The organism is Chitinophagales bacterium, from assembly GCA_041392475.1.
Taxonomy (GTDB): Bacteria; Bacteroidota; Bacteroidia; order Chitinophagales; family UBA2359; genus JAUHXA01.
Genome location: JAWKLZ010000001.1, coordinates 1998008 through 2014130 on the forward strand (window position 1 = coordinate 1998008; position 16123 = coordinate 2014130).

10 protein-coding genes and 1 tRNA gene are annotated in these 16123 nt (G+C 41.6%); 3 read left to right on the forward strand and 8 right to left on the reverse strand.

The features are described 5' to 3' along the window. The first annotated feature begins 95 nt into the window (after positions 1–95). Together R3E32_07340 and floA are read left to right on the forward strand one after the other, a co-directional pair. On the forward strand, positions 96–644 hold the full coding sequence (locus tag R3E32_07340) for a hypothetical protein (protein ID MEZ4884521.1): 549 nt from the start codon (positions 96–98) through the stop codon (positions 642–644). 12 nt (positions 645–656) lie between these two features. Continuing rightward, positions 657–1655 carry a flotillin-like protein FloA gene (gene floA, locus R3E32_07345; protein MEZ4884522.1) on the forward strand — a complete coding sequence of 333 codons (999 nt, stop codon included), beginning with the start codon at positions 657–659 and terminating at the stop codon, positions 1653–1655. A 5-nt stretch (positions 1656–1660) separates the two neighbouring features. Here floA and R3E32_07350 read toward each other — a convergent pair whose 3' ends face one another. Continuing rightward, positions 1661–2194 carry an NlpC/P60 family protein gene (locus tag R3E32_07350; protein ID MEZ4884523.1) on the reverse strand — a complete coding sequence of 178 codons (534 nt, stop codon included), beginning with the start codon at positions 2192–2194 and terminating at the stop codon, positions 1661–1663. Positions 2195–2328: 134 nt separating this feature from the next. Between R3E32_07350 and R3E32_07355 the strand changes: the two genes are divergently transcribed. Beyond that, positions 2329–2402 (forward strand) — tRNA-Arg (locus R3E32_07355). Positions 2403–2792: 390 nt separating this feature from the next. Here the strand turns inward: R3E32_07355 and R3E32_07360 are convergent. The 7 genes from R3E32_07360 to R3E32_07390 all read right to left on the reverse strand — a co-directional run bounded on the left by R3E32_07360 (position 2793) and on the right by R3E32_07390 (position 16039). Further along, complete coding sequence (locus R3E32_07360; protein MEZ4884524.1) at positions 2793–5837, reverse strand: DEAD/DEAH box helicase family protein; 3045 nt, start codon at positions 5835–5837, stop codon at positions 2793–2795. 472 nt (positions 5838–6309) lie between these two features. Beyond that, complete coding sequence (locus tag R3E32_07365; protein ID MEZ4884525.1) at positions 6310–7179, reverse strand: restriction endonuclease subunit S; 870 nt, start codon at positions 7177–7179, stop codon at positions 6310–6312. After that, positions 7179–9527: a class I SAM-dependent DNA methyltransferase gene (locus R3E32_07370; GenBank protein ID MEZ4884526.1), complete on the reverse strand. Its 2349-nt coding sequence runs from the start codon at positions 9525–9527 to the stop codon at positions 7179–7181. The genes R3E32_07365 and R3E32_07370 overlap by 1 nt, the downstream gene beginning before the upstream one ends. 574 nt (positions 9528–10101) lie before the next feature. Beyond that, the gene (locus tag R3E32_07375; GenBank protein ID MEZ4884527.1) at positions 10102–10908 is read right to left on the reverse strand and encodes a formylglycine-generating enzyme family protein; all 807 of its coding nucleotides are present in this window, start codon (positions 10906–10908) and stop codon (positions 10102–10104) included. Between the two features lie 171 nt (positions 10909–11079). Further along, complete coding sequence (locus R3E32_07380) at positions 11080–11880, reverse strand: hypothetical protein (protein ID MEZ4884528.1); 801 nt, start codon at positions 11878–11880, stop codon at positions 11080–11082. After that, complete coding sequence (locus R3E32_07385; protein MEZ4884529.1) at positions 11877–15077, reverse strand: COR domain-containing protein; 3201 nt, start codon at positions 15075–15077, stop codon at positions 11877–11879. Before R3E32_07385 ends, R3E32_07380 begins: the two co-directional genes overlap by 4 nt. A gap of 212 nt (positions 15078–15289) precedes the next feature. Then, complete coding sequence (locus R3E32_07390; GenBank protein MEZ4884530.1) at positions 15290–16039, reverse strand: SUMF1/EgtB/PvdO family nonheme iron enzyme; 750 nt, start codon at positions 16037–16039, stop codon at positions 15290–15292. Positions 16040–16123: the final 84 nt, after the last annotated feature.

Sequence of the window (16123 nt, forward strand, 5' to 3'; positions counted from 1 at the left end):
AAAAATGAATTGTTCAATATTAGAAAAGGTAAGTTTGACAAAACAAACTCAAAAGCTAAATTAATCCTTTCCTTTCAAAATTTTGATTTTTGAGAGTGAAATATAAATGGATTGTAGAAAGTAAATTTGCTTTTGAAATTTCCCTTGCCTATTTTTACCTTCAAAACCATCAATTAATGAGCGGCATTGCAATTATTGGTATCATCACATTGGGAATTTTTCTTTTAGTAATAGAAGTTTTTTTATTACCAGGAACAACCGTTGCAGGAGTTATAGGCACCATTATTATGATTGTTGGTGTGTCTCTATCTTATGCCAACTTGGGAATAGCGGCAGGTAATTTGAGCTTATTTATTTCTCTAATTATCAGTATTTTACTTTTTGTTATTGGATATAAAACATTAAATTCAAAAGGAGTTGCATTGGATAAGGAATTGACAGGAAAAATGAATACCTTAGATGATGATTTTGATTTGGTAATAAGTGACACAGGTATGGCGTATGGTGACGTTAAGCCTACGGGAAAAGCCATTTTCAAACATAAGATTTACAATGTCCGCACCAATGGAGAATTTATTCCCGACAATGCAAAAATTGAAATCATAGGTATTCACCGCAATCAAATCACTGTAAAACAAGTATAAACTACTAAAAATATGGGTATCGGAATTCAGCTTCTATTTTTCGGCATTATTTTGCTGATTGGCTTATTGGTTTTTTTCTACTATGTGCCGTTAGGCTTATGGCTTTCTGCGGTCGTTTCAGGCGTTCGTATTTCATTGATTCAGTTGGTATTGATGCGTGTTCGTAAAGTACCGCCAGCCATCATTGTAAATGCCCTAATCAATGCTACAAAAGCAGGTGTTCATCTGACTCGAAATGACCTTGAAGCACATTACCTCGCAGGGGGACGGGTCAATTCGGTGGTCAATGCCTTGATTTCGGCTGATAAAGCCAACATTGACCTTGACTTTAAATCTGCTACGGCGATTGATTTGGCGGGTCGTGATGTATTTGATGCTGTACAAGTATCTGTAAACCCAAGAGTAATCAACACTCCTTCCGTAGCAGCCGTAGCCAAAGACGGTATTCAGCTGATTGTGAAAGCAAGGGTGACAGTAAGGGCGAATATCAAACAATTAGTAGGAGGTGCTGGTGAAGATACCATTATTGCAAGGGTAGGTGAAGGAATTGTAACTTCAATTGGTTCTGCCGAAAGTCACAAAAAAGTGTTGGAAAATCCCGATTCTATCTCCAAATTGGTATTGGCAAAAGGTCTGGACTCAGGAACTGCTTTTGAAATCCTGTCTATTGACATTGCAGATGTGGACATCGGAAAAAACATTGGTGCAGAACTGCAAATAGATCAGGCGAATGCAGACAAAAACATTGCACAGGCTGAAGCTGAGAAAAGAAGGGCGATGGCAATTGCGTATGAGCAAGAAATGAAAGCGAAAGCGGAAGAAGCTCGTGCTTTGGTAATTCAGGCAGAGGCCGAAATTCCTATGGCCATTGCAGAGGCTTTTCGTAATGGACATCTTGGTATTATGGACTATTATCACTACCGCAATGTCAAAGCAGATACCGAAATGCGTGAGTCTATTGCTCACTCAACAGATGATCGACCGAAAGAGGATAAAATGAAAAACGGATAGGATAGTTAAAAAACACGTCTTATCTGCAAAAAACGATCTTTGTAAAAAGATTCTTCCTCAACAGGAATCGTATTGTAAACAACGCCATTTCTTTTTTTGGAAGAGGAAGCATGAATGAAAGTGAGTCCTTCGGAGTTATTAGAAATAACTATCCCTACATGACCTGGTTCTCGTTTTTTGACATTTGTACCTGTGAAAACAATCAAATCTCCTTCACGAGCTTGTTCATACGGAATTTCGATGCCCGCATTGATTTGTTCTCTAGAACTTCGAGGTATTTGAATGCCTTGTTGTTGGTAACAATAATAAGTAAAACCCGAACAATCAAAACCTTTAGGAGAATAACCTCCATAATGATAGGGCGTACCCAAATGTTTCTCTGCAAACTCTAATAAGTCGTTTACCTTTGCAGGAGGGGCATGCTCCAATGTTTCTTCTATATAACTGGGTTTGGATGTAGAATTGCTATTGGCAGCACCATATAAAATAAAGCACCAACTCACAAAAACTGTCCAAAAAAGCAATGAATTTAACTTCATAATAGGAACTTTAGTGAAAAAAAATGCGTTTTGAAATACAATATTTAGATAAAAAATGTATCTTTGCAACCGCTAAAATAAGAGTGGCGTTACTATAAAAGGTTTAAAACCTTTAAAAAGTTCACTTATGTGTTGGACCCGTAGCTTAACTGGATAAAGCACCTGACTACGGATCAGGAGACTAGGAGTTCGAACCTCTTCGGGTTCACATAACGATTTTCATAAACCCTGCAAATCAAGCATTTGCAGGGTTTTTCTTTTACCAACGTACAGATAACGTACAGTTTGCAAAAACCGATTTGGGGCTAAAACCTATAAATAATGTCAATCCCACGACAAAAAAGCCTACTCCACCACCTCAATTTCGTCCTCACTATCCACAATTATCTGAACATTCCCTTTGAAAATAGCCATCATTCCTGTTACTTTCACTTTATGCCCTACATAATTCTTGGGATGTTCCTTGAAGCTCGCTAAATGATTGGGAAAATATCACTCCGTCACCATAAACCCACACTTCGGATAAGTTGAGCATCCCAAAAAATACTTAGTCGGAGCAGCTTTTCGCAATCTCAATTTCATGGGCGCACCACATCGGTCACAACCCAATATTCGGATTGTCCACCATTTTTTTCATTGTATCGTAAAATGCTTGGTAAAAGGATTCGTCTTTAGAAGTCAACCTATATAACTCCAATTCCTGTCGCCGTTGTTGAGTCAATACATCCTTTAAAATCTTGTCAAATGCGATGTTTCTATTTTGGGCATCCTTGTTGTTTTGGTATTTTTCCTTGAAATCTGAATGCGCCATCACTTTCTTAAAAACTTGCACAAATTTGATGCGTTGGTCTTCGGGGGTAGTTTCCCAACTGTGAAACCATCTTTCGTTAAAGGCTTGAATGATTGCATCCAATACATCAACTTCCTCTTCGCCTCCGTGTGCGCTTCTTGGATTGGGGTTTTGTGGGTCTAATTTGGATTCTTCATCGTCCAGTTCAATGTTGTGACTTAATCGGGTACGCTCCAAACCGTAGGTGGATAAATCTACGGAGTTCAATAGGTCGTCTATCAATTCGTCCTCCTTCGTTCTGATAATTAGCTTAGGTATCAAAAACTTCAAGAACCAAAATAGCTTTTCCCAAGCCACTATTTCATAAGGCATGATGGCAGCCATTTGTCCGTAGATTTTGACAAACTGCTTGGCTTTGATTTTGAAGTCGGCTTTCGCCTCGTCCGACAATTCCAATTCGGCATTGAAGCGGTTGGCGGCTGTGTCAATGATGGAGCTCAGGAGTTGAGCATCTACCCCCTTGAAGTATTTTTCGATAAAGTTTTCTACTTCTGCCCATTCATATACGCCCACATCGTCCAAAGTGCCTTTCAGTTCGTGCAGTACATTCACATCCGTTGCACGACTCAATGAAGTTGCAGTATAGAAGGGGTCGAAAGAGGTTTTGATGTCCTCTACCGTATTGAAGAAGTCCAAAATGAACAGGTCTTCCGTTTTTTTGCCGAGCTTGTTGGCAGAACGATTGAGGCGAGAAAGGGCTTGAACGGCTAAAACGCCTTGCAGTTTTTTGTCCACATACATGGTGCATAGCTTGGGTTGGTCGAAGCCTGTCAGGTATTTGTTGGCGACCACCAATAGGCGGTAGTCGTCTGAATCGAATTTTTCTTTGGTGTCTTTTTCTGCAAAACCGTTGATGCTCCCTTCGGTGTACTTGATGCCGTCCACCGTTTTTTCGCCCGAAAATGCAATGGCGATTTTGAAAGGATTGCCTCTTTCGGTCAATATTTTGTTGAGGGCTAAGTAGTAGCGGATGGCAGATTCGATGTTTTGGGTCAAAACCATTCCCTTGGCTTTGCCTTTCAGTTTTTTGGTGCGAAACACTTTGCCGATGAAATGCTCGGAAATGATTTCGGCTTTGGTTGCAATTGTGCTTTTGTGCTGTTCTACATAGGCACGGAGTTTCTTTTGGGCTTTTCGGGTGTCGAAAAGGGGATTTTCTTCAATGGATTTTTCGATTTCGTAGTAGCTTTTGTAGGTTGTGTAATTTGCCAACACATCCAAAATAAAGCCTTCTTCAATGGCTTGTTTCATCGAATAGAGGTGGAAAGGCTCGAAAGTGCCATCGGTTTGTTTTGTGCCGAACTTCTCCAAAGTGGCGTTTTTGGGCGTGGCGGTGAAAGCCAAATAGGAAGCATTGCCTTTCATTTTTCGGGCTTTCATTGCCTTCAATATGATGTCTTGCCCATCTTCTACTTCCTCTTGTGCCATTCCCATCGCCTTGTTCATGTTGCCTGCTGCCGAACCGCTTTGCGAACTGTGGGCTTCGTCAATGACGACTGCAAAACGTTTGTCGCTCAAATCGGCAATGCCATCTATGATGAAGGGGAATTTTTGGATGGTGGTGATGATGATTTTTTTGCCTTGCTCCAAGCTGCTTTGCAGGTCTCTGGAGGAATAGGCAGGGGCTACAATGTTTTTGACCTGCGAAAACTCCTTGATGTTTTCCCGCAATTGTTTGTCCAACAATCGCCTGTCTGTCACCACAATCACCGAATCAAACAAAGGGCGGTCTATGCTTTTTGCGCCTCGAATGTTTGGCGTTTCGGGATAGGTTTCTATGAGTTGGTAGGCTGCCCAAGTGATAGAATTGGACTTGCCAGACCCTGCGGAGTGCTGTATCAAATAGGTTTGTCCAAGCCCATTTGTGGCAGCGTGTTTCAAGATTTTGCGGACGACATCTAATTGATGGTAGCGTGGAAAAAATAGGGTGCGCTTGCTCAATGCGTCTGTGGGTTTGCCATCGAAGCGCATGAAATGTTGGAGGATGTTTGCCAAACTTTCACGGGTCAATACCTCGTTCCACACATAGTCGGTTTTGTGTCCGAAGGGGTTCGGGGGATTGCCTTTGCCGTGATGGTGTCCTTTGTTGAAGGGCAGAAAAAAGGTTTTGTCGCCTGCCAATTTGGTGGTCATATAGACTTCATCGGGGTCTAAGGCAAAATGCACCAATGCTCGACCAAATTGAAGCAAGGGCTGTCGGGGGTCTCTGTCGTATTTGTATTGTTTGATGCCGTGTACTTTGGCGGTTTGTCCTGTCCAGGGGTTTTTGAGTTCGAGGGTGATAATGGCTAAACCGTTCACAAACAACACCATGTCTATTTTTTCTCTTGGATTGTCCACATTGTATTGGACTTGTCGGGTGACGCTGAATTCGTTTTTTTCAAAATTGTCTTTCACCGCTTGACTGCTGCTCGCCATCGGCAATTGGTACAAAAGCGTGAAATGTGCGTCTTCTACTTCCAATCCTTTGCGGAGCAATCGCAGCAAACCGTATTTTTTGACCATGCGGTCGTATCGCTGCAATATCTTCAATTTCCAATCGGCAGAGCGTTGGAGTTTTTCTAATTCTTCGGCTTGGGTCGTTTCCAAAAAATGCCAAAAACGGGTTTCGTCTATCGCATATTTGGCATTAAAATCTTGGCTTGCTCCCATATAATAGCCATTGCCTGAACGGTAAAAGGCAGGGGCTTCTGCAAGGGTTTGATTGGCAGCTTTCAATGCTTCAATGCTTGTGCCTGTCAAGGCTTTTTCTATGGCTGCTTCTAAGGCTTGTTCGTTGGTTTTGCTTTGCATAATTGTTGGTCATTTGGACTGATGTAGAGACGTTTTACCAAAACGTCTATGTTTTAATCAGTCTATGTTTGGAGTTTGGAGACGTTTTAGTAAAACGTCTCTACCCTTATTTTCCCTGTCACCGCACTGTCTATCAAAGTGGCTTTGTATTCCTTCAATTTTTTGATTTGTTTTTGCTGCAAGCTTTCATATTTATATTTTTGTTTTCAGATATAGTTTGAAATCGTTACCTATAACTTCTTATTTTTGAACTTGAAGAGCAATAGAAGTTAATATTTGTACAAAAATTCATTTTCAAAGTTATTTGTTTGCAAAACTAATAAATTGTGGATTTATTGTAGCTTTTTCTTTTAATCCGTTTTTTTTACGAATCCGACTTTGCCAAAAGTGAACCAGTCTTCACCCAATAAAACATCGTTTTCAAATATTTGAATTTCGGGTGATTCTAAATATTTATTCCAACTTTAAATAGCTATTTTTCATCAAAGTTATAATCATCACCTTGAATATTAGATGGGCTTATAGTTATAGCTCCTTCTCCTTTAGCTACCAAATCAGATGTAGTATATCCTCGAAATCCAATTCTTCCAAAAACCTTACATATTTGTTTCAACTTTGTAACCTCCCACCCCTCAGGAATCTCCCCAATCCATTCCACACCCGAATCTTTCATTTTGGCAGTGGGGTCTAAGCCTTTGGTGACGGCATTTTGGATGATGATTTGTTGGCGTTCTTGGAGTAGGGCAATCATCTTTTCTTTTTGGGCAATTGCGGTGTCTATTTTGGAGGTTTTGGTGTCGAGGAAATGGGCGATGGCGGTTTGTTCGGAGATTGGGGGAAAAATTGAAGAAATAGCATAAAACTTATTGGTGTATAATCTAAAAAAACCTTCTCCAACTCCGCTTGAATTCCTAGTAAACTCGGCAATGTATGAGGATGTCTTAAATAAATACATGAAATATTTTGAAGAAATGGCATTAATTGCTTGGAATACAGAGTAATCTGGGCTAACCAAACCAGCATATTTTGAAATATCAAGCATACCATTCCATGCTTGTAACTTATTCATAATTAAATCTCCTTTGTGACATATTTTGTAGCCAATCAAACTATTAGCAGGTTCCACTTTATTTGTTAGTTCTTTTCTGGGAATAACTCCATAAAATTTACTCATGGAAAGTAACTCGCCTTTACCATCTTCTGAGCGAATTATCTTCTCTCTAAATAAATTTTTGATTCTAATAATATCCCACCCTTCAGGAATCTCTCCCAACCATTCCACCCCCGAATCTTTATACACCTCATACTTTTGAAAAGTCTGTTTTTTTGTTGCCGTTTCCATTATACCAAATTTAAAATGTCCATAATCAATCCTTCACTCTCTTGCTCCAATTCCAAAATTTCACGGCTCACCACCTCTAAGGAGCGCAGGGGCTGATGTTGGTAGAAATATTTGTTGAAGCTGATTTCGTAGCCGATTTTGGTTTTGTCCAAATCAATCCATGCCTCTGCTACGTGCGGTTTGACTTCTCTCAAAAAATAGTCGTGTATATTTTCCTTCAATGGAATGTTTTCATTGTCTCGGAGGCTGCTTTCGCTTTCATAGAGGATGTATTCGTCCTTTTTGCCGCTTGGATAATAGCCATAATCGGGCAATTGTTCGGCTGTTGCGTTGAGGTGTTGCAGCAGTTCGGAGAGCTTGTCGCCTGTGAGTTTTTGTTTCTTTTTAATGACCTTTTCGGCTGTTTCATCGTACCAAGTGACGGCATTGAAGATGGCATTTTTTTCGGAAGCAGACACTTTTATTTTTTGGGTTTTCAGTGCTTTGTCCACCAAGTCGGCAAACACATTGAAGTCGCTGTATTCGGCTGTGCCAATGGATTGCAGTAGTAGGGTAGCGATGTCGAGCAGGTTTTTTTGTTTTTTCCAAGTCGCTGTGGCAGTGAGGGTTTTGCGTTTTTTGGCATTGAGTTCGATGTCGTTTTGCTCACACCATTGGAGGAGTTCCTTTTCAATGGTTTTGAGTTCGGTATAGACTTTTTCGCCGTAGCTAGTGTAGGCGTGCATCATCGGTTCACGCAGGTATTTGTCGTAGCGGAGTTCGGCTATGCGTTCTTGGGTGAATTGGGCTTTGAGGCGTTGGGGGCGGTCAATGCTCACCTTGAAGTAACCAAAGTCGGCATTGTCAAACACCTTTGCTGCCAAACCGTCTTCGCCTTGCCGTTCCACATTTTCAAAAGCGGTGTAGGCGTTGAGGATTTCACGGATATGGTCGGGCGTAAATTCACAGTTTTTGTTGCCGAGATTTTTCCGCAATTTGGCATAGCGTTGAGAGGCATCTATCAGCAGCACTTTGCCCTTGCGCTTGGGCGTTTTGTTGTTGCTCACTATCCAAATATAGGTCGTAATGCCAGTGTTGTAGAACAAGTTGTTGGGCATTTGGATGATGCAGTCGAGCAGGTCATTTTCAATCAAATACCGCCTGATATTGCTTTCGCCACCTCCCGCATCGCCTGTGAATAGGCTCGAACCGTTGTGAACCGATGCAATGCGAGAACCATAAGGGCTTTGGCTCAAAGGCTTCATTTTGCTGACCATTTCCATCAAAAACAGCAACTGACCATCGGAAGAACGGGGCGTGGCATCTTCTTCTTGGGCATTGCCCCAATAATCATTGAGGGTGACGATAAAGCGTGGGTCTATGATGTCTTTGCCATCCTTGATGTACTTCAATTCACTGCTCCAAGACTTGCCATAAGGCGGATTGGAGAGCATAAAATCGAAGGTCGAACCCGAAAATTCATCAGTAGAAAGCGTAGAACCCACACGGATGTTTTCGGGGCTGTTGCCTTTTATCATCATGTCGGATTTGCAGATGGCGTAAGTTTCATCGTTGATTTCCTTGCCGTACAAATAGACATCTCCTGTGGCTTGAATCGTGCCTTCTTCGTCCTTCACAAAGTTTTGGGATTCGGTGAGCATCCCTCCCGAACCGCAAGCGGGGTCATAAATGGTCATGACAGGCGGCAAATTGTCCTTGACAGGCTCAAAAACGATGTGTGTCATAAGGTCAATGACTTCTCTTGGGGTGAAATGTTCCCCTGCTTCCTCGTTGTTTTCTTCGTTGAATTTGCGTATCAGTTCTTCAAAGACATAGCCCATGCCCAAATTGGAAAGCGGTGGGAGTTTTCTGCCTTCGGGGTCTTCTTTTTCAAAGGGGGTAAGGTTGATGTGGGTAGAGGTGAATTTCTCCAATACGTCCAACAATACATCCTTGTTCGCCATGTGTTTGACTTGGCTTTGGAGCTTGAATTTGTCTATGATTTCCTTGACATTGGGGCTGAATCCTTTGAGGTATTCGTCAAAATTGGCTTGCAGAATTTGTTGGCTGTTGCTTGCGGTATCTTTGAGCCTTTGGAGCGTCCATTCGCTGATATTGTAGAATACATATCCGCTTGCATCCTTCAATCCTCTTTCATCCCATTCGGTAAATTCCATTTCATTTTTCTGAAACGCCAATTCTTCCATCACCTTATCTTTGGTAGGTTCGAGCAGGGCATCTAATCGCCTCAAAACGACCATCGGCAGTATGACATCACGGTATTTTCCTCTGACATAGACATCTCGTAGGCAGTCGTCTGCTATTGACCAAATGAAAGAAACGAGTTTGTTGTGGACGGATTGGTTCATGTTTTCTTATTCTTTTGTGGTTGAAGGTGCTTTGTTTGTGGCAAAAATAACAAAAGAATAGATATATTGTACTATCTGTGTAAACATTGGTTTACAGAATGTTTACAAGGTGGATTTGGACTGTTTACATCTGTATGTTACGACTCCAAAAAGAGAAAAAATGGGTTTTGTTTGGAGCAGTAAATTTTACCTAATATTGGTTTCCGCATTGACACCGCTTATATTACTCAAACCCACCCCTTACCCCTCCTCCCAAGAGGGGAATACTTGTACCAAGTGGGAAATTCCCCTCTTGGGAGGGGCAGGGGTGGGTTGCGATTTATTCCTTTTTAATGCGAAGACCTATAAAAAACAGCGTTTACAACCCATCCACGAAATTGTAAACGCTGCATCACCAAATTTTTGAAGGAAAAAAACAGCACTGCTTACACTCATTTTATTCAAATAAAGAAGCCTTTATTCAAATAAAGAAGCCCATCAAAAACACAAATACCCATTTTCAAAAAATTTCGACCGCCTTCGGCGGTAAAGAAAAAAAAGAAAAAGGGTAAAAGTGTAAAAGGGCAAAGGGTAATTAGTACCAGGATAAACGACATCCGTAGTAGTAGTTACGATCGCTGAGGTAGTTCCTGAAGCGGATAGCCACACGGCAGAAGTCGTCAAAGTAGTCCCAAGACCCGCCACGAACCAAGCGCCTTCTTTCACCTTCCTTTTCTACGGCTTTGTCTCCGTTTTTTAGCCCTTCTGAATAGCCGTGCCAATGGTCGGTACACCACTCCCTCACATTTCCACTCATGTCGTATAAGTCCAAGCTATTCGGCATTTTTAAGCCCACAGGCTGCGTTGATTGATGACTGTTGGTATCGTACCATCCGACTTCTTTGAGGTGGTTGCTGCCAGCATATTTGTAGGAATGGGTGTGGCGGTTTTTGCCCCCTCTTGCGGCATATTCCCATTGGGCTTCGGTGGGTAGCCGAAACTGCTTTTCGTATTTTTCGTTCAATGCTCGAATGTGGGGAATTTGGTTCAGTCGTTCCAAAAATCCGCCTTCTCCACAAATATCATCCCAACTGACCTGCTCTACGGGGCGGTTTTTGCTTTTGAAAGCGGAAGGTTCGGCAAGTTCTGTACCTTTCATGACCTCATACCATAGGGCTTGTGTGACGGGATATTGAGCCAAATAAAAATCGGATAAGTGCACAGGGTGAACTTGACGTACATTCCCCCTATCACGGACATCCCCATATTCGTCACCCATATTGAAGGGGGTATCGCCTGTGCCTTCAATGAATAGCATTTGGGTGTGGGGTAGGTGTTTGAAAATTTCAAAGGGATAATTTTGTTTTAGAGACATATAGGTTCTGTTCAGTTTGCTATTCATCGAAGATTTTATTGGTAGGAGACTTTTGTAGTTTATTCCTAAAGATATGGAATGTTTGAAAATCAGTATGCTCTCAAAACGAAACTACAAAAGTCTTTGACTGCTCCACTAAAATATCCATGAGTCAGGATTTTTTAGAATTGGAGGCCATCAAAGTCTTGGAGAATAGGGTTAAAATTCTACCAATTCGTCACCTGCTTCCAAATCTTTCACAGGAAAATCGTCCATACCTCTTATGACTGGCCCTGTTTGATTGTTGATGGTGAAATGGGCATCTTCGGATTTCCAAAATTCAAACCACTTTTTTTGGTTGTAGAGGATTTGAACAGCTTTGTAGGCAAACACTAAGGGGATTCCTTCGGGACTTTGAAGGGTATAGCCGAACTGTTTGTCTCTTTTGAAATGTACATTCGCTTTTGCCAACTCCGAAAATGCTCCTTCGAGTTGGACTTGCTGACCATTGTTATCCTCCAAATGTATGGTCATGGAATTGGATTTCAAAACTGCCGTCAATACATAGAGTTCACTGTTCTTTAGCTTCTTCATGTAAGTCCGAAACTCATTTTCCAAAGGAATCGCTCCACTTAGGTAGTTGTCCAAATCCAAATGCTCTACTTTGTCCTCCAAGACATTGTTGAACTGATAGACCAATTGAAGGTTTTTATTGGCTGCTGCATGAAACAGTATTTTCGTATCGCTCAGTTTTAGTTTTTGGAAAATTCCCTCCAAAAAGTTGATGCCTGCACTTGCTTCCATCTTGAACATTTCTTGTCCACTGATGCTTGCAGCTTCTTCATTTACTCTCGGACGGGGTGCTTCGTCTGGCTCAAACAACAATACCAAAGAAGAATCCAAAGATTCGTAGTGATGGTCTGCTTTGATGTGCAAGTCCAAGGGTTTGATTTGGGCTTTGGGATAGGCTACTAAGCCATAACCTTTGGATTTTAGTAGGTTCTGGATGGTGTTGTTCATGGTTGTTTGTTTTTATTGGTGAGTAATGTGATGACTTCGGATGTAGGAAGTTTTTGGTCGGCAGAAGTATATAAGCGTTGGTCTTCTGAAACGTTCTGTTGTATTTCTTTCTTTGCTTTCCGCCCTAAAGCCCTTAAAGCAGTTTCGTGGGCAAAGTCAAAATCTTCTCCGTCAAAAACCAATTCATAGAGTTTCTCAGCATACAAATTGGCTGCATATTCTGAAATAAAGTCTTTCGTTCCTACTACTCCTTTTTGAATGTATGGAAGGGCTGATACTGCATGGTTGTGGGAATTGCAAGCACTCAACAACAAATAATCTATTTGGTATTTTCGACAATACAGTTTTAGGGTAGCTGCAAAATCTTCACTGGAAACGGCATCTTCCTCTCCTGCTTCATCTTCAAAGTAGAACCCATTTCTTTTCGAGCCGTGCATCATCAAATGCAAATAGTTGGGTTGATGGGTTCGCAAAAGCCGTATCAGATTGTCAAACTCGACTTTGGTTTCTACTTTGATTTCCTCAAATTCATCCCGATTATCTGCACTTTTCAAGGAAGTTTTGAGGATTTTCAACTCTTTTCCAAAATCAAGAGAATTTTTACCCTTTGGACTCGAACAGATGAACAAAACCCGCTTTTTCTCTTTTAGCGGTTTCTCAGAGGTTTTTGTTCGCTTTTGGAGATTTTCGTCTGTTGCAATTTTCTCTACGATGTTTATATGGATGTCTGATGACTCATCCTGTCCTTTTTGACTTAAACCTAATTCTTCAAGTTGTTCTTCTGTTAACATCTGCTTGAGTATGGCATAGGCTTTTTGGGGGTAATGCTGTATCCAATATTCTATCTGATGTCGGGTGATGTTGTCGGGTAAGTCCATATAAGGAACAATTTTTTCCTCCATACGGCTTTTTTCACCTCGTCCAAATGGAAGTTCTTTGTCTCTGTTTTTGAAGATTTGAAGGTCTTTGATATAGATAAATTGATTGGGATGATTTTGTGCTTCAATAAAGCCTTCTTCACTGGGATAATTCATCACTTTTTCTAAGTCCACAAAATATTTCCCATCCACACTCACACTCACTGTTCCTTTCCCATCCTGCAATTTTTCGAGCAGGTTTTGGATGGCATCCAAAAGAGGTTTTCCTTCTTCCGATACTTTTACGGTGATGCTGTTATCGTCCAAATGGGCTTCTACAAATGCTCTTTGACTGTCACTCCTTAGATAGATTCCATACCTCCAAAGATTGTTTTCTTTTGCGATGGACTTGTCGGGAAGAATGAAACTTTGCACAATGAAACTTTGTATCAAACCATAGTGCAACATCGGATATTGGTAGCGAACATGGTACTGAACGTTTTTTTCGCTCAACATGGCTTCAATGTCCTCCAATCGTTCTGGCTTCTTGGTAGGCAGAAATTGAGGAGTGATGAAAGTACGGTTTTCAAATTCGGCAAAATGTCGGTCTTTTTGTTCGGGTGTGGTTTCAAAGCACAGTTCGCAGGTGAGCATCAAACTGAGGAGCAAATCTTGCTCTGCTCTATCGGGATGCTCCTTTTTCCATGCTTTCTCTAAATCTTTGCCCGAAAATTGTCCATCTTTCGCCTGAATGTCTTTGTAAAATTCTGTGCCTGGTTTAAACAAAGTATAAACCGCTTCAATGACTTCTGATTGGTTGAGGATGATTCGGTTGTGAAACAAGCCCTTTTTGAAAAGTACCACTCCCGTTTTGCTCAACCAATTCTCTAATACATCCATTGGGTCTTCAATGGGGGCTGCTACTTCACTGTTGATTTTTTTGACATCTTTTAGATAGTCTTCAATGCTCAGATACTTTTCGTCGTTTTTCTGTCGCTCTCTGATGGCTTTTCTCAGCTTGTAGTAAGCTTCGGGAATCTTTGCTTTTCCTTTGGTGTATTCTATCGCAGCTTTGATAGATGCCAGTATTTTGTTCAGTCCATTTTTGTTCCAATCCTCTATACTGGCTTTGAAGTCCAGTGCATCAAAGTAGGGGAACAAATGGTGAAATTCATCATATTCGGCTTGTGGATAGTGAAATTGATGTCCTTTCTTTTCGGTTTTGGTTTGTATCAATACCACAGGACTTTCCTTTCCAAGAAGATTGGCATAATGCAACCAATAGGATTTGGAGTGATTGTCGTAACAGCGAATTTCACCGCCTTCTTTTCGCTCGTCTTGGGGTTTGTCCTCTGTGACCATATCCCAAAATAGGAGGTAAATGGCATTGGACTGCATAAACAGGCGGTGTGTGGCATGGTAAATATCCTGCCCTCCAAAATCCCATATATTCAGTTGATTACCGTCAAATAAATAAGGGTCTAATTTGACATCAATAGCATGGGTAGTCTCCCTCACTTCTTTGAAGCGGTTGTATATAAGTCTTTCTGCAAAGGTGGTTTTGCCTACATTTCCATTGCCTAAGAGCAAGACTTTGCACTCGTTGTCTTGTTGTGGATTGCCGCCCATCTCTCGAAAGTATCGCTGTATGAACGCCAAATTATTCTTGTACTCACTACTTTCAATATTCCCTTGCAGAGCAGGCGGTAGTTGATTGCCGTACAAATGCAGACTTTCGATGGAAGGAAAGGGTTTTAGAAAATCAAGTGGAACGTTTGTAAATTGGTTGTTTTTCAAGCCCAATGTAATCAGATGTGGCAGTGGTTTTTGGAGATGAAAACTAGTAAATTGATTGTTGTTCAAATACAGGTGTTGGAGTTTGGTTGTTCCTGAAGGTGCGGTGAACTGCTGCAATTGATTTCCACTCAGGTCTATCAGCTCCAACTTTGGAAAATTTCCTTTGAAAGTGATTTTCTCCAATTGATTGCGACTGACATCCAGCGTTTGAAGGGATTCAAAATTGGTCGCTAAGGATAGCTTTTTCAGCCGACTATCGCTACAATCCAAATGGATTAGATGTGGCAAGGATGTTTTTATTTGGACGGTCTGCAAGCTTGGATTATCGCTCAAATTGAGGTATTGCAATTCATAAAACGCATCCTCCAATTCAATATTGATTAGTCCCTCCAATTCTCTCGCAATCAAACCAATGATTTCTCCCGCATCGTTGCAGACATAACTCTGAGGATGGTGTTCTCCTCTAAGGTCTTGTAGATTTGCTTGTTGTTTGAAAGTTGTATCTTCTCCAAATAACTGTTTGAGTAGTTGTTCGTGTGTCATATGGACTCTTTGGTTTGCATTTTATGGATGTAGGATGGAGCGAATACCTAAGCGTCCGCCCTTGTGTACGAAGGTAATCAAAATATTTTTTGTTCCCCTAAAATATCAAAAAAATACCCCATACCCAAAAACCATTTCCAAAAAATTTCGACCGCCTTCGGCGGTAAAGAAAAAAAAGAAAAAGGGTAAAAGCGTAAGAGGGCAAAGGGTAATTAGTACCAGGATAAACGACATCCGAGGTAGTTGTCCCGAATGTCGTGGTAGCTCCCGAAGCGGTAAGCCACACGGCAGCCGTCGCCAAGGTTGAGCCAAGACCCGCCACGAACCAAGCGGCGGTTAGCGTCCCCATCCTGACAAGCCGTTCCATCTGTCGGAATTTTACTGCGGTCGTTATTGTAAATGTCCTCACACCATTCAAATACATTCCCACTCATATCGTACAAGCCCAAAACATTCGGCATTTTTAAACCCACTGGCTGAGTTGAGCCATGACTGTTTTTATCATACCAAGCCACTTCCTTCAAATGGTTGCTCCCTGCATATTGATAGGGGTATTGTTCCCAATATTTACCCCCTCTTGCCGCATACTCCCATTGGCTTTCGGTCGGTAGGCGAAAGCGTTTGCCTGTGGCAGCGTTGCGCTCCGCTATTGCAGGAAGGGCATTGAGTGTGTCCAAGAACCCTCCCTTTTCGCATATATCATCCCAACTCACTCGCTCTACGGGATGTTTTGACCCTGTAAAAGCACTGTGTTCATTCGCTTCGCCCATCACCGCTTTCCATAGTTCGTTCGTGACGGGATATTGGGCGATGTGGTAGTCCTCTTTGAAGGTAATCGTGATGGGGCTTTTTTCCTCTCCATAGCCCATTTCGTAGCTACCCGCTTCGATGTGTACCATTTCGATGGGGATGCCGTTGGCGTGGAAGGTTTTGGTGACGATGGGGATTGTTGTTGTGGTCATGGGGTGAAATTAACAATTTATTGCAGTTTCAAAAAAAATTTCGACCGCCTTCGGCGGTAAAAAAAAAAAAAAGAAAAAGGGTAA